Consider the following 23,782-nt stretch of genomic DNA (forward strand, 5'->3'; position numbering starts at 1 on the left):
TTTCCGCTGACTAAAACGCAAAACCCTCACATTGCACGTCGTGATGGATCCCGCTCACAGGATCGATAAAACGTAAACGCTGTGCCATCAATTTTAGGGGGGCCTCAAATTTATCCGCTCCTTTGGGTAATAAGCTTGGATAAAATCTGTCGTTTAACAGTGGCATACCTAAGCTTTGCATATGCACCCGCAACTGGTGAGTTTTGCCGGTAATTGGGCTCAGGTGGAACAAACCAAGATCGTCTTTTATGGCCACTAGGCTGATTTCGGAATGGGTATTCGCCTCACCTTCAACGATTTTCATGGTAAAACTCGGATCGCTCGGCTGCATGCGGTTTTTTACCGTCCAATGCAGGGGCAAAGTTAAGTTTCCCTGTTGATATTGTTCAATAATATCAGGTGTCAGCTTGGCAATCGCTTGATAGTCTTTACGAATAGCATCGTCGATAAATAATTGATGATAAAGGGCGCGGGTTTCGGGCGCGACTGTCATCAAGATCACCCCTGCGGTTTCACGGTCAAGCCTATGAGCAGGCGCGATAGTGTCTATGCCGGTGCGTAATCTCAGTCTATGTACCAGACATTCGTTCACATAATTACCGCTTGGGGTCACAGGTAAAAAGTGTGGCTTATAGGCCAAAATGACATTGTCATCTTGGAATAGGATCTGTTCTTCAAAGGGGATTTTCGCTTCGACCGGCACTTCACGGTAGTAATACACCCGTGCCGCAGGACGATATTCGGTGTCCATGGCGATCAAACTGCCATCGCGCCAATGCACTTTTCCATCGAGGATCCGCTGACGCCACACATCTTCACCTATGCGGGCAAAATGCTGCGCGAGAAAGGCAAACACTGTGGGTATATCTGTGACATTCACAGGGAGCACTATGTAAGAAGGTTGGGCGGCGCGGGCAGATGCTGTCATATCACAAAAAAAGCGGCTATAGAAAGCCGCTATTCTAGCCTTTTTGTGGTTTTTCAGTCCACATGGGACTTGATAAGTTGCAGCACGAAGTCCAAGGTTTTGTGGCAATCTGGCTGATTCACTAACACGAGTTTGTCTTTATTATACATGGGCAAAACCTCGAGCCAGCGCTGGCTTACCCATGCAGCATCTTCTAAATGCACTTGGGAATAGAGCTCAAACAGATCGGGATTCACCTCATAAAATTGCTCTAATGCAGCGCTTATCAGCTCAAATTCACCTTTAATCGGCTCTTCTTGCCAGTTACGGCAGGGTAAAGTGCGCGCCATCCACAGCTTATCTTTGGCCTGCGCCGCCGAGAGGATGCTGACGCGCTGGCGCCCTTCGAGCACTATGCTGAGTGAATCGTCTTCTAGCTGATTAAAATCGATAATGTCGCACTGGGTAGCGGTGGGATAACAGGGCGGACTGCCGCGGGGTCTGATAGTGGCAAAGGCGAGCGCATATTTTCCTTTAAAGACATCGGCCACCATGCGCAGATGACCGGGGTCGACCACACGAACCTCTACCCGTCCCTGTGGCAACAACAAGGCATCGCGCATGAGTAACGCCATTTCTCGTGTTTGCATAGCAACCTCCAGCCCCTCAAAAAGAAGGAAACGAATATCAATGCATTCGTATTCCCTATTACCTTAGAGTGTAGCAGGTGGAATAATTTCCTTCCTGAAGCCGTTGAGTGCAAAAAATAAATTGGCGACCCAACTAGGCTAAATCAGGGCATTTCAAACCAGCCATTTTAAAGCCCGTTTTCTGGACCACCTCACTTAAAACTAAAAGCGCTCTAGTCGCTCCAGCACATTTCCCTTAGCAACAACCTCGGCAAACTCCTCCGCCAGACGTTCACTCAAGGCCACCGATGTTCGCCAGTATTGCATCCGCTGCGCCGTATCCAGTTGTTTAAAATCTTCGCGGTCGGGGATTTTGCCAAAGGGCAATGAAGCCACAAATTCGGCCGTTGGCGCCAACACGAGTGCATTGTGATAATTGGCTCGACCTTGGCGCCACTTCAAGGATTTATCGAACCATCCTGGGCTGATTGTCGGATAGAAATGCGGATACAGCGTCAAGCCAGTTGCGTGGGATAAAGGTAAGTCGAAGTGATAGTCGGTAATGCCGCCATCGTAATATTGCCCATCGGCAACGCCCTCAATTTGCGGCACTGGGGCTAGCAACAACGGAATCGACCCCGTTGCTAACATCACAGCATCGACATTGGCCTCGGTTAATTCGGCCTGCCGACTGGGTAAATCATTGAGTTGCAAAAAGGGGGATGCTACAGCTTGTTGACTAAAGACCACACGTTCAAAATGCCAGCCTAAACTTCGGCGGCTCAATAAGTTAGTCGCCGCCGTCATCGCCAATCCGGCAGCGAGAGGTAACTTAGCCGTTAAACGATTTAAATGTTTGCCGCGGCACACTACTAAATGACTGTGGATATGAGCGTTATTGACGATCTCACTACCACCACTGGCGCCTAAAATCCCCTGCACTACGCCTTTAACTTGCGCACTGACTTCCTGCGGGGTTGGCATGCTGTCGTAACGCTGACCAATATAAAAATCCTCTAAGCGACCATAGGCTGCGAGGGGATCTTGCTGCGCCAAACACGCTAAACGCCACGCCCCAGAAGACGCGCCGAGTGTATAAAGCGGTGTTTGTCTGGCTTTGAAAAACTCAGAAAACAGATACTTATCTAACCCAGCGATACCAAGCCATTTGGGTCCACCAGAGGCGGCAAGTAGCTGGGTAAAATGTTCAGATTTAAGACCTTGTTCTGCCAAGGTATTAAATGCCGTTGCTCCCGCGAGAAATCGTAACGCTGACAAATCTGTGTTCCTTCAAATCAATGCCATTAAAGCGAAATAACGCATTAAACCACGATGGCGCACGTCAATAAACAATTCATATCATTGACTTAACTCGCTCGCCATAAATATATAGCGAGCGAGTTAAGTCTTCAAAACACCCAAAGCACATCTGCCGATAACAAGGTTTCATCCATATATTCAACTGCATTTTAAACATTAACTAGAACACTCGGCTCTGAGTTAGCACATTTATGTCTAGATGTAACAATTGTTACAGTGATAACCTTCTCCACATTGAATTGTTACGTTATCTTTAATCTGCACTCTTAAGTTCGAGTATCGGGTTACAAACATCATTGAGAGGTTTTTATGCGTCTAGGGATTATCGCATTGGCAGTGTCATCCACACTGGCCATTCCAGCTGTTCAAGCCGAAGAACTACAGCCTGGCTTCGAGAAAATCGAGATCATAGGTTCACGCATAGCACTGCGCACGGCAACTGACAGTGTTGCCCCTGTAGACATTATCACTGCCGAGCAGCTCGAATCGACCGGCATGACTGAAACCGCTAAAGCACTGCAATTTGCCGCTCCAAGCTACAGCTTCCCATTCTCCTCAGTGACTGACGGTTCAGATGCGGTGCGCCCCGCGAGTTTGCGCGGCCTGTCACCCGACCACACCTTAGTACTCGTTAACGGCAAACGTCGTCACGGCTCAGCGCTAGTGCATTTAAGTGGCACTGTGGGTAAAGGTTCATCTAACGTCGACTTAAACGCTATCCCTATGACAGCTATTAAGCGTATCGAAATTCTGCGTGATGGTGCCTCGGCACAATACGGATCGGATGCAATTGCCGGCGTCATCAACGTGGTACTAAAGGACAGCGATCAAGGTGGTAGCCTCTCGGCTCAAGCAGGACAAACCTACATAGGTGATGGTGAGCAATGGCGTGTGGGTGTAAACCACGGCATCAGCTTAAGTGACGATGGCTTTGTGAATGTCTCACTAGAAGCCCATCATAAAGACAGCACTAACCGCGCCGGATTAGATGAGCGTAAACAATATAATGATTTACCCGATGGATCAGCCGATCCCCGCGAAGCCACATTCAACCGTAAGAGCCACCAGGTCGGCGATGCCGAATATGACAACTTAGGTCTATTTATCAACGCTGCCCAGCCCATCACAAAAGATGGCAAACTCTATGCGTTTGGTGGCATCAGCCAACGTGAGACTAAGTCAGGCGCCTTTTACCGCCGCGCACTCGACGCCCGTAACTTAACTGAAATCTATCCAGACGGTTTCTTACCACAAATCAATCCTAAAATTATCGATGCTTCCTTAGTGCTGGGGTATGAATTCAGCCTAGGCGAGTGGAATATCGATACTTCGGCTGGCCATGGCGAAAACTCGTTTAACTACAATATTGTTAATACCTTAAACGCCTCTTTAGGCCCAGATAGCCCAACCGAGTTTGACGCGGGCACACTCACGACCCGTGAAACCAATCTTAATATTGATGCTTCGCGCTACTTTGCCTTTGCCAATGACTCTGAAATCCTGTTTGCGACGGGTGTGTCGTGGCGCCAAAACGGCTATCAAATTGAAGCCGGCGAAACGGGTTCATACATCAATGGCGGTTACGACAACCGCGCTGCAGGCAGCCAAGGTTTCACTGGTTTTACCCCTGAGTCGCAAGTGGATGAAACCCGTGACAATACTGGCGTTTATATGGAACTCGAAAACCAGTTAACCAATGAGTTTTACTGGGCGGCGGCGCTGCGTTATGAAAACTATTCTGACTTTGGTGGCAACACCAGTTGGAAGTTAGCGGGCCGTTACGACTTCACCGAAAACTTAGCCCTGCGCGGTACGATCAACACAGGCTTTAGAGCGCCGAGCGTACAACAACTGTACTTCAGCAATATCTCGACGCTGTTTAATCCCGACCCTGTAACTGGTCAGCTGGTGCCTATTGAGTCAGGCACTTTTAACACCCTATCGCCAGTGACCAAAGCACTGGGTATTAATGAGTTAGATCCCGAATTATCCCAATCATTTAGCTTAGGCTTGGTGTACACCAATGACACAGGCTTAGCACTGACATTAGATGCATATCAAATCTCCATCGATGATCGCATTATTCTGTCGAGCTCAGTGACGCCAGATGATTCGCCCGCCGTAGCGGCAGCGCTGGCGGGCACCAATGCAGAATCGGCGCGCTTCTTTATCAACGCCGTCGATACCCGTACCCGTGGCGTTGACCTTGTAGTGAGCCAAGATTTTGATATCGGCTCATGGGGTGATTTACGGGCTAACTTAGCCTATGCCTACAATAAGACTGAAATCCAAGATATTAATTTCCCAGAGATTTTAGACGGACTCGGCCCTAAACTATTCGATAGCATTGAACAAACTCGCATGACCTCGGCGACACCGCATAACACAGGTAACTTGGGCTTGACCCATGAGCTAGGCGACTTTAAGACCAATATTCGCCTCAGCTATTTTGGTGATTACACTGTCGGCTATTCAACGGGCGATGTGAATTACAGCGATCAATGGGTGATGGATCTGTCGGTGAGATACGCGGCAACCGATGCGCTAAGTTTCACCGCTGGGGTACAAAACCTGTTTGATGTGTATCCAGAAAAACGCCCTGATGACAATAACTTCGGAGGCATCTTCGTCTACCCATTAACCAACACCCCGTTTGGTTTTAATGGTGGCTACTACTTCTTAGAAGCTAAATACACTTACTAAGCGAGTCTTAGCGGACAAAGTGACACTTGATATAAAAACAGGCCATGCAATGGCCTGTTTTTTATGTCTAAAGCTTATGTCCTAACGGCGACTATCTGATTATAATCTTTACAATTCACTCATTCACATCCGCCATGTCGAGTAACCGATGATCGTCGATACCTTAGCAAACCGCCATATTTATCAATCCCTAAGCCCTCGGCTTGCCACAGCACTAGAACATCTTGCCACCACAGACTTTAGTCAGCTGCCCGTGGGCAATTATCCCCTCGATGGCGACAACATTTTTGTGATAGTCAACGACTACCACACTAAGCATAAATCGACAGAACCCTTTGAAGTACATCAAAAATATATCGATGTGCAATATGTGTTCAGCGGTGAAGAAGAATTTGGTTACTTGCCACTAGCGGGCCAAACACCCTCAAAACCCTATTTTGACAAACACGATTACGCCGAGTTTGATTACGAGGTAAACAAAGCCAATGCCTCTTTTGTGCAACTCAAAGCGGGTATGTTTGCGCTATTTTTCCCCGGTGACATGCATATGCCTGGCACGGGCGATATCGCCACTGCAGTGCGTAAAGTCGTGATAAAAGTAAAGATCTAACCCTTAAGCAATCTTTGTCGAACCTCAGCTCGGGATTTTTAGCGTTATAGCGTCTTAAGCGCGCAGTGATATGCGCTTTGGCTATTTCCGATCCGAGCCAAATATTGCTAAAATTGCCACAAATTTAAAGGAGAGTCCCTGAAATGCCTATTTACGTTGTCGGTCACAAGATCCCCGATTCTGATTCAATCTGCGGTGCTATCGCGTTAGCCTATTTAAAAAACCAAATCGGTGAAGAAGCCATTGCCGCACGTTTAGGTGAATTGTCACCCGAAACCGCTTTTATTCTGGAACGTTTCGGCTTCGATGCACCGGAATACAAAACCAGCTACGCTGGCGAGCAAGTGTATATCGTTGACCATTCAGAACTGACTCAAGCACCGGATGATATCGCCCAAGCGACCATCGTCGGGATTGTCGATCACCACAAGCTTGGCGATCTGACCACAGATACCCCGTTAGAATGCTGGATCCGCCCAGTGGGGTGCAGCAACACAGTGATCAAGATGATGTTCGACTTTTACCAAGTCGCTATCCCTAAAAATATCGCTGGCATCATGATGTGCGCCATTCTGAGCGATACCGTGATTTTCAAATCACCGACTTGTACCACTGCCGATATTCGTTGCGTTGAAGCCTTAGCTGAAATCGCTGGCGTTGAAGATTTCAAAGAACTGGGCATGGAAATGTTCAAAGTGAAATCAGCCGTACAAGGCACGCCAGCACGCGACCTCGTTATGCGTGACTTTAAAGACTTCAACATGAACGGTAACTTAGTCGGTATCGGCCAGTTAGAAGTCATAGACCTGTCAGTATTTGACGATATCAAGGCCGAATTAGAAGCCGATATCAAAGCACTGAAAGTGGAAGGCAATCGCCACAGCGTATTGTTACTGCTGACTGACATCATGAAAGAAGGCTCAGAGCTGTTAATCGTGTCTGATGATAGCGACCTGACCCAACGCGCCTACGGAAAAGATACCGTCGATGGCAAAGTCTGGTTAGACGGTGTATTAAGCCGTAAGAAACAAGTCGTTCCACAGCTACAAGCGGCATTCGCATAGTCGTTTATCGTCGCGACGGTAGTACTAATATTAAGGCCGAACTGAGTTCGGCCTTTTTTATATTTCAGGTAAAAGCTAATAACCCCTGCGTTACACTTATTTCACCGCCGCTAACTAAAACTGGCATGAAACTTTGCTCATAAATCTATCCAGCCAGAGAAGTTGGCTAGTATGATGGGCTAATTGTCCCACTGATTCGATCACTTTCATCCATGCCAGAAGCGCTACAACATATCATCACCGAACTCACCCCTTGGCTGCAGCAATACGGCTATGTGCTGCTATTTATCGCGATTGCTGTCGAGGGTTTTGGCATTCCAGCGCCGGGGCAATCCTTATTGATTGTCGCCAGTTTATTAGCTGCTGCAGGGCAAATGTCACTGCCATTGGTGTTGATCGTCGCAGCTTGCGCTGCACTCTGCGGTAACAGCTTGGGATATTTTATCGGTTGGCGCTTTGGTGATGTGTTGCTTAAGAAGGGCTGGATAAAACCGCAATTGGAAGACAAAATCCATGGCGTTATTGGCCAATATGGCATTGCCGCTTTAGTGCTGAGTCGTTTTGTTGAGGGATTAAAACAATTTATGTTTATCGGCTGTGGCTTGGCTAAAATGCCGCTAAAGCAATTTGTAATAGGTAATGCCCTAGCCACCAGCATTTGGGTGGCACTTTTTGGGTTAGGCCCAGTGTTAATCCGCGATGAAATTGCTCCTATGCTGGCATTTTACCACCAGCACAAATACCCCACATGGGCCATTGTCAGCCTAATACTCGCCGCGCTAATCACCTACACTTGGCGCAGGTGGCAAACAAAAAATCCGCAGTAAGCGATTTAGGATCTATTCTTCCGATTCCTTTTGGATTATTTCTATCACCTTATGAGCATTAACAAAATGATCTAAGCGATGAGTTTGAATCCACCAAGTCGCCGCTTCCATAAGCAACTCTGGATTATCATTCTTGTTCGCAAAGAAGGCGTAAAATGAGACACCGACATTATCGCCTTTAGTCTCAATTTTTTTATGACAAACCGTGATGATTTTTGCTCTTAACTCAGCTCTCATATTGACTCACAAAGTATATTGGCCAGCTTATTATTTCCAATGACATACAACACTTGATGTATATGCCTATTGCTTTCTAAGCTCAGCCAATTTTGGTTTCAAGAAAATGCCCTGAGGGCTGTGCATAGCAAGTAACATCACTAGCTGAATTCGACATGCTTCTCAGCACTACCGATCACTTTATGCCTTCAGTCTCAACCTTAGGTTGAGGCTCTGCGCCGTCATTTGGCTTGGCCTCTGGTTTTGATTCTAGTTCTGGCGCTTTGATTGGCGCGGGCGGTGCCTCAGTAACGGCAGACTTAGCTTGTTCCTGTGATACGTTTGGCTCCTGCAATGGTGCGTTGACCTCAGGCGTCGGTGAATCTTGTTCTTCAGGCAAAGGCTCGACAATCATCACCGGCTCTTGTGGCACAGGCGCTTCACCTTGTGTGGACGTTGCAGCTTCTGACTCTGGGGCTAAAGTACCGAGATCTTGGTTGGCGGGACTTTCCACCGCATGTTTAGGTAATTGATTTCGATACAAATCAATCATAGTCATCACTTCAGACAAGGCTTTAGCATGATCCGGCGTCAGAATACCATTGTGTCCTGAGACGATTTCATCCGACACCGCCAGCACCCACACAGCCTGCATATTGGCATCGGGACAGGTTTGCACACTGCGACGGGCCTGCAGACGAGCACGAATTTTCCAGCCAGAATGGGGCAAGGTCATCATACAGCCAGGGATTTGATCGTGCGCCATCAAAGCCGACGGCATCTTCATTGGCGTAGTGCAATTGCCACCTGAGCATTTGTCGATATCGTGGGTAATAGCCCAAGAATTACCAACGGCGCGCTCGCCATCCTTGATGTAATTGAAGGCTTCTTTCACCGCAAAATCGCCCTTCGACTGCAATACCACCATACTCGGCTTTTGCCTATCTAAGCTCACCAAGGTATCGAGTGGCTGGTATTCCTTCGCGGGCACGGCAGGATTTAACAGTAAGAATAAATTGGGATTATCCTGCTGATGATCGATAGCAGCCTTGATGCGATCTTTACTGGCATGCAAAACAACCGCACCGCCAAGACTATGACCAATTACGGTATAACGCAGCAGTTTATGCTCTGTCACTAAGCCATCGAGCTTATCCAACAATTGGGATAAACCTAATTGACCTATGCGTTTAGCAACCCGTTTACGCTGTAAAATGGTGGGGAAATCTAAGGGTTCAATCCAGCTTTTCGCATCATCTGAGCCATCGAGCCAAAAGGGATCGTATTTATCGCCGCGCCAGCCAATATATAAACCCAATAAGTTGCGCTGCGTATCGGACGCCGCCATCTGCTGATAAAACTGCTCGAAGGCGATAAAGTTTTCATCTTTAGGCTCTGCACTGTGGTGCCAGCCGTGGACAAAGATCAATAATTCAGGGATTTGAGCAGGCTCTGGCTGGGATATGCGCGCCTCTAGACCTTGCCATTGCCTTTCGTCATGGGGCTGGCCTTGATCGTTAAACTCAATCACATGGAAGTTTTGCTTCGCGATATCTGGGCCGGGAATGTGGTAAGCCTGATCTGGAATAAAAGGGAGTAAGACACAAAGCAACAACAACATTAAAAACAGTAACTTGTACTGGGTAAACTTTTTCAGGCTCATTTATAACAACATAATTAACGGCCAAGCTAGGCCAAAATAGACGTGCTGAAAGGGGCTAACAGCAAAAGTGCCGAAATTATACGCTAACCCCATTGACCCAGCTAGTGCCTAAATCGCTTTTCACCACAGCTTATGAGCTGATTTAACGCCAGGTATCAGGCAGCGTAACTTGGCTCCACAGCTCTTTACATAGCGGCTGACTATCGTGCCAATCGCCGCCATCAATCCATTTAACCAGCGCATCCCCAACCTGAGGATAGGCAATCGGATTAGGTGATGCGGTTTTCAACCAGCGCTTAACCACATTCACATCGAGACTCATCATGCTGTCTGCGGCCGCCAAGAGTTGCAGCGCCGCCACATTCGATAATTGCTCAAACTGGCCAATCAGTGGTTTCACTAACAACTTTTTACCTAAGGTTAATGCTTCGCTGGCAAGCTCAAAGCCCGCATTGCCGATAACACCACCGCAGCTGGCAAGATGTTGCTTAAAGCCCTCACGATTAAAGCCGTGCCACTTAATGTGTTCCGCAACTTGTCCCTTAGGCTGTTGGCTGTGATACACCAAAAACTGATAATCACTGAAATGCGACAGGAAACGAGCAATCACATCCGCATCCTCAAATGGCAAATACACTAAGATTTGATGCGTGTGTTCGAATGGGCTGGCATCCACTTCGACAAAAGGCGGCAAGATAGGAAAACCAAAGTGGTGCCAATGACAACCCAGCGCCACATCCACAGGGGCAAAGTTATTGAGCAGCATTTCATTAAACCAAGTACTACCGAGTTTTGGCACAGGATGAGTCAACGCCGCCTGATGGCTAATGCCAATGGATGGCACGCCTTGGCGCCGCGCCGCCCAAGCCGATACCGGCTCAAAGTCGTTGAGCACGAGATCGTAGCAACTGAGATCTAAGGCTTTAATATCTTTAAATAACGACAATGACAGATTCTGCCGAACCGTTTGCGGCACATTCACGCGCCCAGAGTGAGTCGCAAACGTCATGCCCGCTTGTACGCGATAATCGCCAAAGCATTCCATATCGAAAAACTGATCAGGCTTACGCCCCGAAAATAAAAAGTCCACTTCAATATTTTGTTTCATCAGTGCTTTAGCCATGACGCGTGCACGACTTAAGTGGCCATTCCCTGTGCCTTGAACTCCGTAGAGTATTCGCATTACGTATCCTTAAACTGATGAGTGAAGGAGAATTCCAACTAATGAGATGAAATGATTAACGTGCGCTTGCTTGAATTAAATCACCGGATGAACCAGTAATACCGCTCCGCTCCCCAATGAGGCTCCCGCCAAAATATCTAAGGGATAATGCACGCCGAGTGCGATACGTGAGCCCCCTATGCTAAAAGCCCATAAAAACGCGATAGGAGCCGCTGCGGGGTAAACTTGCGCCACACTCATTGCCATCACAAAGGCGGCGGCCGTATGACCCGACGGTAAACTGAAGCGATCAGATGGCTCAAAGCCACTCTCAAATCCCACAAGCGCATGGCAGGGTCGTGTACGGCGAATGCTATTTTTCAACAGTAAATACAGCGGTAACTCCACCAAAAAACTCGCTAACATCAAGTTGAATAAGGCCTGCCCTTGAGCGTGTGTCAACATCAAGCCCACTGACAAATATAAATACACATGCCCATCACCACTCGCCGATACCCGCTTTGCATGGGCATATAAACCATGGCGTTGGGTGAAACTCACGATATGGCAAAACATTCGCTTATCTAAGTCTGCAACGTAACTCAACATAAAACAGGCTCCTTGCTGGCATGCCAGCGAGTTTTACTGCGATGTTAATCTGTGCATTCTCTCGACGACGCTTAGAGTACTTGGTATCAAGCTACCGACTCACCAAGGCCCTACTCACGATTGAATTTGTTATTTACTGTTTGCTGGCTAATTTACGGTTTGCTAATGGTCAAGCCCGAATCGAATTAGCTAAAGCACTATTAGATAACTTGAGACTAAGAAAGACCTGTGACGGCTAAGTGACATCTGCTCGAAGGTTTTATGACAAGAAGCATGGCTGGGGCTTTGATCTAGAAGGATTCTAGGGACGTTATGCTGGAGCTAAGGGATTTTTTCAGGAATAGCGATAGGGCTGAGACAGGATATTGTGTTGCTCTAAATGTGAATCCCAAGAGCAACACAATCAAATAAACTTAGGCTGCGGCGGGAGTATTCGCCTTAGCGCGGTAAATTTTAGTCAAATGGTAAATATTAATACAAGCAACAAACGCATTCATGCCAGCCACAGGCCAAGCAGAAATAAACACCCCATAAACAACAAATAGGGTACATCCCACAAAATTCAACCATCGCAACCAAATGATATTCTTCATCATTAGAGAGATCGCCACCATTACAGAGGCAAAATAACCAATAATTTCAATCGTATTTACAGCTTCCATAGGCACCTCTCGAAGGCCCTCTACCGTCCATAAGCGTAACGGGGGGGCCATGCCCCTAAAGCAAATTAAGTTAAGTAAGTTAATTTAAACTTGGGATATAATACCAAAGCATGCAACAGAGTTGTAATAAAAAACCGTCATTTAATGACTAACATCAAGTTTTACCGCATAAGCTCTAAAGTACGACGAAACTTTACTACAGATGTGTTAACGGCCCAGTGGCAACAATACCGTGATTGATAACACTTTTCTTTTCAATAATCCCTTTTATACTGGCGTAAACTCGCTAAACTGTACGCAACGCGGATCAATAGGAGTGTAAATATGGAATACAACACCTCAGAATTATGTGACATGTACTTAGATGTCGTAGATGTAGTCGAGCCCATGTTCAGTAACTACGGTGGTTGTAGCTCTTTTGGCGGTTCTATTAGCACCATCAAGTGCTTTGAAGACAACGGCCTAATCACCGAAGTCCTACAAGAGGATGGTCAAGGTAAAGTCTTACTCGTTGATGGCGGTGGCTCATTACGCCGTGCGCTGATCGATGGTGCTATCGCTGAACTTGCGGTTAGCAACAACTGGGAAGGCATTATCGTTTACGGTTCTGTACGCGATGTGGATGCATTGGAAGAGTTAGACATTGGTATTCAAGCCCTTGCCTCAATTCCAGTGGGTGCTGATGGCAATTCAGTGGGCGAAGTGGAAATTCCGGTCAATTTTGGCGGTGTGACCTTCTTACCCGGCGATCACATTTATGCTGATAACACAGGTGTGATTTTATCACCTGAACCACTCGACATTGAGTAATCTCACTGTTCAGCCAAGAAAGCCAGCTAAGCTGGCTTTTTTATTCACTATTTTCAGCGTTTCCCCATTGAATCCTCGCGCCACACTGGCCACAATAGCTCGACTCCGGCCGAATAAGAATATCAATCTATGCCTGAATTTATTCCCTTTACCCATACAGATATTGCCTCATTAGTCAGCCCAAGAACCGGCGAAACTAAATTAGGCCAATGCGTCCATCTGGCTAATCACGAACATACGTTAGAGACCATACTCGCCACTGCCAAAGCCCACGGGGCAAGCTTCGCCATTTTCGGCGTCGGTGAAGATATCGGCCCACGCGCCAATTTGGGCCGCGGCGGCGCGACCGATGCGTTCACAACCAGCATGCGCCAATGGCTTAATCTGCAATCTAATCGCTTTCTTTCTGGTGCCGAATGCCTAGTGTTAGGCCAAGTTAATACTGCCGATCTGCAGCAACAAACCGCGAGCAATACAACAGATAATACCGACGTCACCTTAGATAAATTACGCGATGCGGTGGAGCAGTTAGATGAGCGCGTGATCCGCATCGTCAGTGCGATTTTAAAGGCGGGCTTAGAACCCATACTCATCGGTGGCGGCCACAACAATGCCTATGGTCTATTGATGGCAACCTACAGCCATTATCAGCGCCAAGTTGCGGCGGTGAATCTTGACCCTCATTCGGATTTTCGCCTACTCGAAGGCCGCCACAGCGGCAATGGTTTTAGCTATGCGGCCGATCGAGGTGCCTTAGGTTATTACCATGTATTGGGTTTACACGAGTTAAAAAACAGCGAAGTAAACTTAAGCCAACTTACTGAATTTGGCGGCACTTGGCATAGTTTTCAACAAATTTGGATTCGCCGCGAAATCCGCCTCAGCCAAGCCTTGCTTGAGATCGCCGCCAAACTGAATGACTCAGGTTTGCCCGTAGGACTTGAGCTCGACGTCGATGCTATCGCTAAAATGCCCAGTAGCGCCTCAACGGCAGCGGGGGTACCGCTGCTCGATGCGGCGCATTATGTCAGTTACATCGCCCGCCACTGCCCTTGCGCATATTTGCATTTAGCCGAGGCCGCGCCAAGTTGCCACGAAGCGGGAATTGAAGCTGGATTTAGGGATGTTGGCCAAAGCCTCAGCGAGCTTATCTACGCTTATGTGCAGGCTCGAATACAGTTTTTGGCGCAATGAGCGCCATCAGTTATAGCCAACTGGGCGCTAAGCTATTCACCAAATCCTGATATTGTGGTCTAATGCCAGTCCATTTTACGTGGTCGACAAGCACTTAATCCTACGACTGTTAGGGTGTGCCTCAAGCTAAGGCATTGCAGTTAGTTTACTAGCTCGATCACAGAGTGATAGATCAAAGATTCAGCAAATGCAGGCGATGGCTTACACTCGCAACTAATACATTGCAAAACAATAGGAACACATTGATGTCTGAGGGCGAATCTAAAAGTACCCACTTTGGTTACAAAACCGTAGAGGCCGATAAAAAGGCCGAACTCGTTGCCGGCGTGTTTCATTCTGTTGCCGCTAAGTACGACATAATGAACGATGTGATGTCCTTCGGCATTCACCGTTTTTGGAAGCGTTACACCATTGAAGTATCTGGCGCACGCCCTGGCATGAAAGTGCTCGATTTGGCTGGCGGCACCGGCGACTTAACCGCAAAATTCTCTCACTTAGTGGGCGATAAAGGTGAAGTGGTTTTAGCTGACATTAACGATTCCATGTTGAAAGTCGGTCGCACTAAGTTACGCGACAAGGGCATAGTCAACAATGTCAGTTATGTGCAAGCCAACGCCGAAGCACTGCCGTTTCCCGACAACCACTTCGACATCATTACCATCGCCTTTGGTCTGCGTAACGTGACCGATAAAGATGCGGCGCTGCGTTCGATGAATCGCGTGCTTAAACCAGGTGGCAAGTTATTAGTGCTAGAGTTTTCTAAGCCTCAGCATGAAATTATGCGCAAAGTGTATGATTTATATAGCTTCAAAGTCTTACCTAAGATGGGCGAGCTCATAACTAAAGATGCCGACAGCTATGAATATCTGGCTGAATCGATTCGTATGCATCCAGATCAAGACACATTAAAGCAAATGATGGTAGATGCAGGCTTTGAACAAGTCGACTACACCAACATGACCGACGGCATTGTCGCATTGCACCGCGGTTATAAATTCTAATGATGCCGCAAGAAGTTGTGCTGCTTGTCTGCGCCGCAATTGAAACGGGCCTGAAAAAACTTCAGGCTCAAGCGGGTGACTACTATTCGCGCCAGCGCCAGTTGCATGGCAAAGTGTTCCGCATCCAATTGTCGCAGCTCAGCTGGCCACTCTATTTGGTGTTTGCCAAAGAGATCCAAGTACTGAGCCGCTATGAAGGCGATGTCGATGTCAGCCTGCATGCCGATGCGACCACGCTTTATCGCGTGTCCGAAGGCGCAAACCTGACTGAACTTATCAAGCAAGATAAGCTCAAGCTTGAGGGCGATCTCAATTTATTACAAAGCTTTAGCCAATATCTACGCGGCATCGAGTTTGATTTTGCCGAGCCAATTTCGCGTTATTTAGGCGATGGTCCCACCCACAAGCTCATCAGCACAGGCCATCAGGCAAAGGGTTTTGCACTCGAAGTGTTGCGTAAAACGCGCTCCCACTTAGGGCAACTCGCCGTTGAAGAGTATCGCCTCGCACCGCACCCAATTGAGTTACTTCATTTTCGCGATCAAATGGATGATTTAGTTGCCGATACCCGCGCGATTGAACAACGGATTGCCCAATTAAGAGATCAAATTAAGCCATGACCCTTGCCAGTATCCGCCGCGGTTACCATGTCATCAAGACCTTGCTTCAGTACGGGTTAGATGACGTATTGCCGCCAAAGATGACACCTTGGTACTTTAAACTCGCCCGTAATAGCCTGTTCTGGATCCGCAATAAGCATAAGAATAAGCCCGGTGGCGAACGCTTAAAATTGGCGATGCAGGAACTGGGCCCCGTTTATATCAAGCTTGGGCAAATGCTCTCGACCCGCCGCGATTTACTCAGCGATGAATGGGCCAGTGAATTAGCCATGCTACAGGACAAGGTGCCGCCCTTTGATGGTGCGCTGGCCCGCCAAGCAATTGAAGCTGAGCTAAAAGCGCCGATTGAATCCCTATTCGATGACTTTAATGAAATCCCGCTGGCCTCAGCCTCTATTTCGCAGGTGCATACCGCGACCTTAAAATCTAACGGTAAAGACGTCGTGCTCAAGGTGCTACGGCCGAATGTAGAAACCAAGATTCAGGCCGATCTGCAGTTGATGTCGCAAACCGCCAAGTTGATTGAATACCTCCTCGGTGAAGGCAACCGCCTACGCCCTGCTGAAGTGATTGAAGATTACCGCGTGACCATTTTAGGTGAGTTAAACCTTAAGCTCGAAGCCTTAAACGCAGTCAAGCTACGCAACAACTTCCTCGACTCAGATGCGCTTTATGTGCCTTATGTGTATGAGGAATTTTGCTATCCGCGCTTAATGGTAATGGAACGAATTTACGGTATTTCGGTCTCAGATATTGCCGCCCTTAAAGCGCAAGGCACCAACTTTAAGTTATTGGCTGAGCGCGGAGTAGAGCTGTTTTTCACCCAAGTGTTCCGCGATAACTTTTTCCATGCCGACATGCATCCGGGCAATATCTTTATTTCCCGCGATCACCCAGAGAACCCTTATTACATAGGGCTCGATTGCGGCATCATGGGCACACTCAGCGAAGTCGATAAACGCTATCTCGCCGAAAATTTCCTCGCCTTCTTTAATCGCGATTATCACCGAATTGCCCAGCTCTACATTGAATCAGGCTGGGTGTCTGAAAAAACCGATCTACAAGCCTTTGAACAGGCGATTAAAGTGGTGTGTGAACCTATGTTCAACAAGCCGCTCGATGAGATCTCCTTTGGCCATGTGTTGCTGGAACTATTCCGCACCGCACGCCACTTCGATATCGTGGTACAGCCGCAATTAGTATTGCTAGAAAAAACCTTACTCTATATCGAAGGCTTAGGTCGTCAGCTGTATCCGCAGTTGGATTTATGGCAAACCGCTAAACCGTTTTTAGAGCAGTGGATGGCCGACCAAGTGGGTCCTAAGGCTATGTTTAAAAAGGTATCCACAAAACTGCCATATTGGGCTGATAAACTACCAGAATTCCCTGAACTGATTTACGATAACCTTAAATTAGGCAGGAAATTGCTGAGTTCTCAGCAACAAATGCTAGATAAGTATTTGAAATACCAGCAGCAGGCACACAAGAGTAACTACTTGCTTATCACTTCTGCAGTTTTATTGATCTGTGGCACGTTATTGATCAATAAAGACGCTACACTATGGACCCCTTATGTTTGTCTAATTTCAGGCATTATATTGTGGTTTGTCGGATGGCGATCTAGGCCAAAGAATCGCAAATTTTAGCTAGCACTAATTAATCATAGGTTCATAATAGAACCGATATCAATTAAGAGGATACCTTCATGGGTGGTATTAGTATTTGGCAACTTCTTATCGTTGCGTTAATCGTTGTTTTGTTGTTTGGAACTAAGAAATTACGCTCTTTGGGCGGCGATTTAGGTGGTGCGGTGAAAGGCTTCAAAAACGCCATGTCTTCAGAAGAAGATAAAAAGGCATTAGAAGACACCGAAGCGGCTAAAACAGCACAAACGACTCAACAGGCGACTGAAAAGAAACCTGAGTCTAACAAAGAACAGGCGTAACTCTTTATGTTTGACGGTATCGGCTTTATGGAGCTGCTGCTGATCGGTGTTTTGGGGCTAGTGGTTCTTGGCCCCGAACGTCTACCGGTTGCGGTACGTTCGGTAACGAGTTGGATCCGTGCGATGAAACGCATGGCAAACTCGGTAAAAGAAGAACTTGAGCAGGAGTTGAAGATCGAGCAGTTGCATGCCGATCTAAAAAAAGCTGAGAGCAAAGGTTTATCTAACCTCTCGCCGGAACTCAAAGAGTCTATTGAACAACTGAAGCAAGCGGCACAGTCAGTGAACCGTCCTTATCAAGTTCAGGACCCGGTCAAAGACACGCCTGCGTCAGAGAATCAAATACATTCTCCAGTTGCGGGCACAGTTCACACTAGTTCAGCTCAAGCGAGCCCAGCTAATCCGACTGCCACAGTAGAGGCGAGTCCAACATCGGCAGCTCCCACTACGCCAAATGAGCCAACTCAGGGCGCGGATACCCGTTCTAACCCGAAAGCCAACGGATAATTCATGTCGCAACAGCAGCCACTTATCAGCCATTTGCTTGAACTTAGGTCCAAGCTGCTAAAATCCATTGCCAGCGTGTTATTAGTGTTCATTTGCAGCGTGTACTGGGCAAATGACATTTACCATTATATGGCAATACCTTTAATGCAATCTTTACCCCTTGGTGGCAGCATGATTGCGACTGATGTCGCAGCCCCTTTCTTCGCGCCTTTTAAATTGACCCTAGTATTATCGTTTTTTGTGGCTGTGCCCTATGTGTTGTTCCAGATCTGGTCCTTTGTCGCACCGGGTTTATACAAACATGAAAAACGTTTAGTGATGCCACTGCTATTTAGCAGTACCTTATTGTTTTATCTCGGTATCGCCTTCGCTTATTACATAGTATTCCCCGTCGTTTTTGGCTTCTTTGCTAACAATGCCCCAGAGGGCGTTCAAGTTGCGACCGACATTACCAGTTACCTTAACTTCATTCTGAAGCTGTTCTTTGCCTTTGGTCTATCCTTTGAAATCCCTATCGCCGTTGTTTTACTTTGCTGGGCGGGTGTAACAACACCTGAAGAACTTAAGCAAAAACGTCCTTATATCGTCGTAGGCGCCTTTGTGGTGGGCATGCTGTTAACCCCACCCGATGTAATTTCCCAGACTATGCTTGCCGTACCAATGCTGTTATTGTTCGAAGGCGGTTTATTAGCGGCTCGTTTCTACAGTAAGCAAGGTGACGACGAGTCAGACGAAGATAGCGAACAAACAAACGACTAACGTCCTCGATGGCGTTAGGGGAATAATATAATAAGGAACATTCTCATGCGCTTAACTCTTATGGCAGCAGCAATTATGCTGGTATCAGTCCAAGCAAATGCCAGCATTGAACAACAGTTAACCCAATGTGCAGCAACAGCCGATAAACTCGACCGCTTGATTTGCTATGACAAGCTAGCAGAAAACATTAAAAGCGTAACGCCTGCTTTAGCGAGCACTCAAGCCGCGCCTGCGACGGTAGCAACCATTGCAACCCCGACTGCTGTAGCAGTAGCGGCCACCGCGCCCCAAGCACCAGCCGCTAATATTGTCGATGACTTTGGGATGGAAGCTAAGCGCGTTCAAGAAAATACGGTCGATAAGATTTATCTTGAAGTACAGTCTATTACTGAAGATCCCTACGGTGCTATCAAAGTAACATTCACGAATGGTCAGGTATGGAAACAAACCGACGGCCGTAAGTTCAACTTAAAGCAAGGCGAAAAAGTCTACATTGAAAAAGCAGCCCTAGGCTCTTTCTTAATGGGCACTGATGAGCGCAATGCCAAGGCACGGGTAAAACGCCTAAACTAATGCCCTCATACATAGATATCGCTGTCAATTTACTTGGCAGCGCACTCGAGCCAGACACAGCATCGATAATACAAGCGGCGGCGGACCAAGGGGTTTCGCCGTTAATTGTTATTGGCAGCGATTTAACTGAAAGTGCAGCTGCCATCGCGATTTGCCAACAATATCCCAATCAACTTTATTGCACTGCTGGCGTACATCCTCACCATGCCAGTGGCTGGCAAGCTGACTCAAGCAAGCAACAAGCCGAACTCTGCCAAGCACGGCAAGTGGTTGCCGTTGGGGAATGTGGCTTAGACTACAATCGTGATTTCTCTCCTCGCCCTATCCAGCGCCAAGCATTTATTGCCCAACTCGCCTTAGCCGTTGAACTGCAAATGCCCGTGCTGATGCACGAACGCGATGCCCACGAAGACTTTATTGCTATCCTGCGGGAATATCGCCCACAGCTTAGTGGCGCGCTTTTGCATTGTTTCACTGGCACTCACGCCCAAATGGAAGCCTATATCGACCTCGATTTGCATTTAGGCATTACAGGCTGGGTTTGCGATGAAAGACGTGGCCAAGAGTTAGCGCAACTCGTACCATTTATTCCACAGAACCGCATTTTAATCGAAACCGATAGCCCGTACTTATTACCTCGCAGCATGCGGCCTAAGCCTAAATCGAGTAAGAACAAGCCCGAATATCTCCCCTATATCGCGAGTTATATTGCAAACTTGCGCGGTGAAAATGCTGATGAGTTTGCAGTGCGTTGCTACCAGAATAGCGTAGCTTTTTTTAATTTGGACCAAGTCCATGCTTAAACGAAACTCGTCACTCATACTCTTGCTGTGGCTATGGATGTGTTCAACACCTTCATTCGCAACCCTATTAAGCATTGATGAATCAACGGCGACACCGTTAAACCTTACGCCTTGGTTGATGGTGAGCCACCCCACTTCGGCGAAGGAATTTACCGATATCCAAGCCTTGCCAAAAACGGATTGGCATAACTTCACCAATAAAGACATTCAAAAACTCAGCGGCCATGATTTTTGGCTCAGTTTCAGCTTAACCAGCCCAGACGAAACACTTTCACGGATTTTAGCGTTAGATAACCCATTGTTAGACAAAGTGACTATCTACCATTTAATCAATAATAAGCTCGCTAATACTGTGCTTATGGGCGACACCTTTCCCTATAACGAACGGCCATTTTTGAGCAATATCTTCCTGTATCCTTTTAAGCTCAACATGGATGATACCCATACTTTTTATTTGCATATTCAGACCGAAGGCAGCGCTGCAATACCGTTAAACCTCTGGTCATCTAACGACTTAGCCCAGATTGCCGAATCCACCGCCGTCGAACATGGTTTCCAACTCGGCGTACTGGCCGCGATTGGTATCTTTAGCCTCTTTATTGCTATTGCATCGGGCTCATTCAGTTACAGCTATTATTCCGGCTATGTGCTGAGCATGACCTTGCTCGTCGCTACCATCAACGGTTTTGCCTTTCGATTCCTCTGGCCAAATTGGCCGATATTACAGCAAGTTATGGTGCCATTTTTACTGCCAATCGTTATGGCATTTGCGCTGATGTTTACCGAAAAAATATTACAGCTCAAATATTTAAACCGCCGCATGCTGCTGACTTGTCGCTATAGCGCTGTGTATATCCTATGTATTGGACTCGCCACGCCTTTTATCCAATATGGAACGGCGCTCTATATCGAGATCATTTCCGTTGCAGTGCTCAGCCTGGTACTTATGGTCTTTGCTATTACTCAAGCCATCAATGGCCATAAACTGGCACGTATGTACACTATTGGCTGGGTGAGTATGCTTACAGGAGCTTGCATCAGTAGCTTGTTGTATCTCAGCGTGATTGACCTCAATTTAAAACCGCAAACGCCTGTCATGCTCGGACTGACGTTTGAAATCATCTTTATGTCTTTGGTGCTAGCCATCCGCTATAACGATGAACGCAAAGCTAAGCTACGTATTCAGCAAGAGGCCTTGAAGCAAGCACAGAAAATTCGCAGCGCGCGGGAAGAAGCCCTAAAAGCGGAAGCCGAGAGCAATGAGAAACTCGAGCAAATGGTGCAAGAGCGCACCTTAGAACTTGAAATCACCCTCAGAGAATTGCATGAGGTGAATCAAAAGCTCACCGAACAAAGCACTATCGACAGTTTAACTGGGGTCAAAAACCGCAGTGCTTTCGATAAACGTTTGATCGCTGAAAGCCGGATCAGCCGCAGGCAAGAAACACCCATAGCCCTGTTGATGCTCGATATCGATCGCTTCAAGCTGATCAACGATAGATTCGGCCATCTTGCAGGCGATGAAGCCTTACGAACCATTGCCAAAACATTACAGCAACATTTAAAGCGGCCAACGGATCTCGTATCACGTTATGGAGGCGAGGAGTTTGCTATCATCCTGCCTAATACAACAGAAGATGGTGCACTCCAAGTCGCTGAAACGATAAGAGACGCAGTTGCCTCAATCAATTTCGAATGGGAAGGTGTAGCGATACCTTTGACTATCAGTATCGGAGTCAGTGCCGATATCGTCACTAACGATCAGCACAGCACCAAATTATTAGAACAAGCGGATAAAGCCCTCTACCAAGCGAAAAATGGTGGACGTAATCAAGTCAGCTTATTTTCATCAGTTCAAGCAGGACCAGTACCTAATTAGGAGTCAAATGTGAATATCATTACCAGTGCCTTCCCTCAGCGTAGAATGCGCCGCATGCGTAAACATGATTTTAGCCGTCGTCTCATGGCCGAAAATCAACTAACGGTCAATGACTTGATTTATCCCATGTTTGTTCTAGAGGGCACCAATCGCAGTGAAAAGATCGCCTCTATGCCAGGTATTGAACGTTACTCAATCGATTTGCTACTAAAAGAAGCCGAAGAACTGGTTGAGTTAGGCATCCCATTAATTGCGCTCTTCCCTGTGACGCCTGCAGAGAAAAAGACCTTAATGGCAGAAGAAGCTTATAATGCCGATGCCTTAGTGCAACGTGCTGTACGTGAGCTTAAAAAAGCCTTTCCACAGCTTGGCATCATGACAGACGTAGCACTAGACCCCTTCACCACTCATGGTCAAGACGGCATCATAGATGAGACTGGCTACATCCTAAACGACATCACTACCGAGATTTTAGTGAAGCAAGCATTGTCACACGCCGAAGCCGGTGCAGACATAGTTGCACCGTCAGACATGATGGATGGCCGCATAGGCGCTATTCGCCAAGCCTTAGAAGCTGCGGGCCATGTAAACACCCAAATCATGGCTTATTCAGCAAAATACTCTTCGAGCTACTACGGCCCGTTCCGTGACGCAGTAGGCTCAGCAGGTAATCTCAAGGGTGGCAACAAACACAGCTACCAGATGGATCCAGCAAATAGTGACGAAGCTCTGCATGAAGTCGCACTTGATATTCAAGAAGGTGCTGACATGGTCATGGTTAAGCCAGGCATGCCGTATTTAGATATAGTGCATCGCGTTAAAACTGAACTTGCAGTGCCAACATTCGCCTATCAAGTCAGTGGTGAATACGCCATGCACATGGCCGCGATTCAAAATGGTTGGTTAGCCGAAAAAGCCATCGTCATGGAATCCCTACTTTGCTTTAAACGCGCAGGCGCAGACGGTATTTTAACTTACTTCGCTAAACGTGCTGCACAGTGGCTTAAAGAAGCTTAGACCTCGCGATAGCTGTGTATCAATTGAAGAAAGCAGCCTCATGGCTGCTTTTTTGTATCTAGTCATTGATAGCTATGGGGACTAAATCAGCACATTTGGTGTTATGGAGAGAATAACGGGAGCAAAACATACTAATAAAATGGAGATCATACTAAATTTTACAAATTTCAGACGCAAAAAAGCCAGCTTATTCAGCTGGCTTCGTTACATCTCAATGAGATAATTAAGCGCTTGGCGATGACCTACTCTCACATGGGGAGACCCCACACTACCATCGGCGCGTTTGCGTTTCACTTCTGAGT

The 23,782-nt window shown here is 47.2% G+C and carries 24 protein-coding genes; 16 read left to right on the forward strand and 8 right to left on the reverse strand.

Features of this window, described 5'->3' with window-relative positions; genetic code table 11:
• Positions 1 to 10: 10 nt before the first annotated feature.
• From MO387_RS19020 to MO387_RS19030, 3 genes are all read right to left on the reverse strand, one after another.
• Complete coding sequence (locus MO387_RS19020; protein ID WP_107946407.1) at positions 11 to 928, reverse strand: pseudouridine synthase; 918 nt, start codon at positions 926 to 928, stop codon at positions 11 to 13.
• A gap of 53 nt (positions 929 to 981) precedes the next feature.
• A complete protein-coding gene (locus MO387_RS19025; RefSeq protein ID WP_006083313.1) occupies positions 982 to 1,557 on the reverse strand; it encodes an LON peptidase substrate-binding domain-containing protein in 576 nt (191 codons plus the stop codon).
• Between the two features lie 201 nt (positions 1,558 to 1,758).
• On the reverse strand, positions 1,759 to 2,814 hold the full coding sequence (locus tag MO387_RS19030) for an alpha/beta hydrolase (RefSeq protein ID WP_107946406.1): 1,056 nt from the start codon (positions 2,812 to 2,814) through the stop codon (positions 1,759 to 1,761).
• A 351-nt stretch (positions 2,815 to 3,165) separates the two neighbouring features.
• On the opposite strand from MO387_RS19030, the gene MO387_RS19035 reads away from it, so the two are divergent.
• The 4 genes from MO387_RS19035 to MO387_RS19050 all read left to right on the forward strand — a co-directional run bounded on the left by MO387_RS19035 (position 3,166) and on the right by MO387_RS19050 (position 8,060).
• Positions 3,166 to 5,559, forward strand: a complete 2,394-nt coding sequence (locus MO387_RS19035; RefSeq protein ID WP_107946405.1) for a TonB-dependent receptor — start codon at positions 3,166 to 3,168, stop codon at positions 5,557 to 5,559.
• A 148-nt stretch (positions 5,560 to 5,707) separates the two neighbouring features.
• Complete coding sequence (locus MO387_RS19040) at positions 5,708 to 6,169, forward strand: YhcH/YjgK/YiaL family protein (RefSeq protein ID WP_107946404.1); 462 nt, start codon at positions 5,708 to 5,710, stop codon at positions 6,167 to 6,169.
• A gap of 143 nt (positions 6,170 to 6,312) precedes the next feature.
• Positions 6,313 to 7,233: a manganese-dependent inorganic pyrophosphatase gene (locus tag MO387_RS19045; RefSeq protein WP_006087103.1), complete on the forward strand. Its 921-nt coding sequence runs from the start codon at positions 6,313 to 6,315 to the stop codon at positions 7,231 to 7,233.
• Between the two features lie 212 nt (positions 7,234 to 7,445).
• Positions 7,446 to 8,060: a DedA family protein gene (locus MO387_RS19050; protein ID WP_107946403.1), complete on the forward strand. Its 615-nt coding sequence runs from the start codon at positions 7,446 to 7,448 to the stop codon at positions 8,058 to 8,060.
• A gap of 12 nt (positions 8,061 to 8,072) precedes the next feature.
• Here MO387_RS19050 and MO387_RS19055 read toward each other — a convergent pair whose 3' ends face one another.
• The 5 genes from MO387_RS19055 to MO387_RS19075 form a co-directional block, all read right to left on the reverse strand.
• On the reverse strand, positions 8,073 to 8,297 hold the full coding sequence (locus MO387_RS19055) for a DUF6500 family protein (protein WP_063884284.1): 225 nt from the start codon (positions 8,295 to 8,297) through the stop codon (positions 8,073 to 8,075).
• Positions 8,298 to 8,472: 175 nt separating this feature from the next.
• Entirely contained in the window at positions 8,473 to 9,939 is a 1,467-nt protein-coding gene (locus MO387_RS19060; protein ID WP_107946402.1) for a thioesterase, read from the reverse strand.
• Between the two features lie 142 nt (positions 9,940 to 10,081).
• Positions 10,082 to 11,122 (reverse strand): MJ1255/VC2487 family glycosyltransferase, encoded by a 1,041-nt coding sequence (locus MO387_RS19065; protein ID WP_107946401.1) that lies wholly within the window; start codon positions 11,120 to 11,122, stop codon positions 10,082 to 10,084.
• 75 nt (positions 11,123 to 11,197) lie between these two features.
• On the reverse strand, positions 11,198 to 11,710 hold the full coding sequence (locus tag MO387_RS19070) for a phosphatase PAP2 family protein (protein ID WP_107946400.1): 513 nt from the start codon (positions 11,708 to 11,710) through the stop codon (positions 11,198 to 11,200).
• Between the two features lie 413 nt (positions 11,711 to 12,123).
• The gene (locus MO387_RS19075; RefSeq protein WP_006083323.1) at positions 12,124 to 12,372 is read right to left on the reverse strand and encodes a YgjV family protein; all 249 of its coding nucleotides are present in this window, start codon (positions 12,370 to 12,372) and stop codon (positions 12,124 to 12,126) included.
• A 324-nt stretch (positions 12,373 to 12,696) separates the two neighbouring features.
• Between MO387_RS19075 and rraA the strand changes: the two genes are divergently transcribed.
• From rraA to hemB, 12 genes are all read left to right on the forward strand, one after another.
• Positions 12,697 to 13,182, forward strand: a complete 486-nt coding sequence (gene rraA / locus MO387_RS19080; RefSeq protein ID WP_006083324.1) for a ribonuclease E activity regulator RraA — start codon at positions 12,697 to 12,699, stop codon at positions 13,180 to 13,182.
• Between the two features lie 129 nt (positions 13,183 to 13,311).
• On the forward strand, positions 13,312 to 14,376 hold the full coding sequence (locus MO387_RS19085; protein WP_011982232.1) for a formimidoylglutamase: 1,065 nt from the start codon (positions 13,312 to 13,314) through the stop codon (positions 14,374 to 14,376).
• Between the two features lie 245 nt (positions 14,377 to 14,621).
• Positions 14,622 to 15,377, forward strand: a complete 756-nt coding sequence (gene ubiE / locus MO387_RS19090) for a bifunctional demethylmenaquinone methyltransferase/2-methoxy-6-polyprenyl-1,4-benzoquinol methylase UbiE (RefSeq protein WP_006083326.1) — start codon at positions 14,622 to 14,624, stop codon at positions 15,375 to 15,377.
• The gene (locus MO387_RS19095) at positions 15,377 to 15,997 is read left to right on the forward strand and encodes an SCP2 sterol-binding domain-containing protein (protein ID WP_011982231.1); all 621 of its coding nucleotides are present in this window, start codon (positions 15,377 to 15,379) and stop codon (positions 15,995 to 15,997) included. The genes ubiE and MO387_RS19095 overlap by 1 nt, the downstream gene beginning before the upstream one ends.
• Entirely contained in the window at positions 15,994 to 17,643 is a 1,650-nt protein-coding gene (gene ubiB, locus MO387_RS19100) for a ubiquinone biosynthesis regulatory protein kinase UbiB (RefSeq protein WP_107946399.1), read from the forward strand. Before MO387_RS19095 ends, ubiB begins: the two co-directional genes overlap by 4 nt.
• Positions 17,644 to 17,702: 59 nt before the next feature.
• On the forward strand, positions 17,703 to 17,942 hold the full coding sequence (gene tatA / locus MO387_RS19105) for a Sec-independent protein translocase subunit TatA (protein WP_006083329.1): 240 nt from the start codon (positions 17,703 to 17,705) through the stop codon (positions 17,940 to 17,942).
• Positions 17,943 to 17,948: 6 nt separating this feature from the next.
• Positions 17,949 to 18,449: a Sec-independent protein translocase protein TatB gene (gene tatB, locus MO387_RS19110; protein WP_107946398.1), complete on the forward strand. Its 501-nt coding sequence runs from the start codon at positions 17,949 to 17,951 to the stop codon at positions 18,447 to 18,449.
• Positions 18,450 to 18,452: 3 nt separating this feature from the next.
• Positions 18,453 to 19,208 carry a twin-arginine translocase subunit TatC gene (gene tatC, locus MO387_RS19115; protein ID WP_006083331.1) on the forward strand — a complete coding sequence of 252 codons (756 nt, stop codon included), beginning with the start codon at positions 18,453 to 18,455 and terminating at the stop codon, positions 19,206 to 19,208.
• Positions 19,209 to 19,253: 45 nt separating this feature from the next.
• The gene (locus MO387_RS19120; RefSeq protein ID WP_107946397.1) at positions 19,254 to 19,781 is read left to right on the forward strand and encodes a hypothetical protein; all 528 of its coding nucleotides are present in this window, start codon (positions 19,254 to 19,256) and stop codon (positions 19,779 to 19,781) included.
• Positions 19,781 to 20,584, forward strand: a complete 804-nt coding sequence (locus MO387_RS19125) for a TatD family hydrolase (protein ID WP_107946396.1) — start codon at positions 19,781 to 19,783, stop codon at positions 20,582 to 20,584. The genes MO387_RS19120 and MO387_RS19125 overlap by 1 nt, the downstream gene beginning before the upstream one ends.
• Positions 20,577 to 22,463, forward strand: coding sequence for a diguanylate cyclase (locus tag MO387_RS19130; protein WP_107946395.1), 1,887 nt, complete (start codon positions 20,577 to 20,579; stop codon positions 22,461 to 22,463). The genes MO387_RS19125 and MO387_RS19130 overlap by 8 nt, the downstream gene beginning before the upstream one ends.
• A 9-nt stretch (positions 22,464 to 22,472) precedes the next feature.
• A complete protein-coding gene (gene hemB, locus MO387_RS19135) occupies positions 22,473 to 23,480 on the forward strand; it encodes a porphobilinogen synthase (protein ID WP_006087116.1) in 1,008 nt (335 codons plus the stop codon).
• Positions 23,481 to 23,782: the final 302 nt, after the last annotated feature.

The organism is Shewanella sp. N2AIL, from assembly GCF_022690845.1.
Classification (GTDB): Bacteria; Pseudomonadota; Gammaproteobacteria; order Enterobacterales; family Shewanellaceae; genus Shewanella; species Shewanella baltica.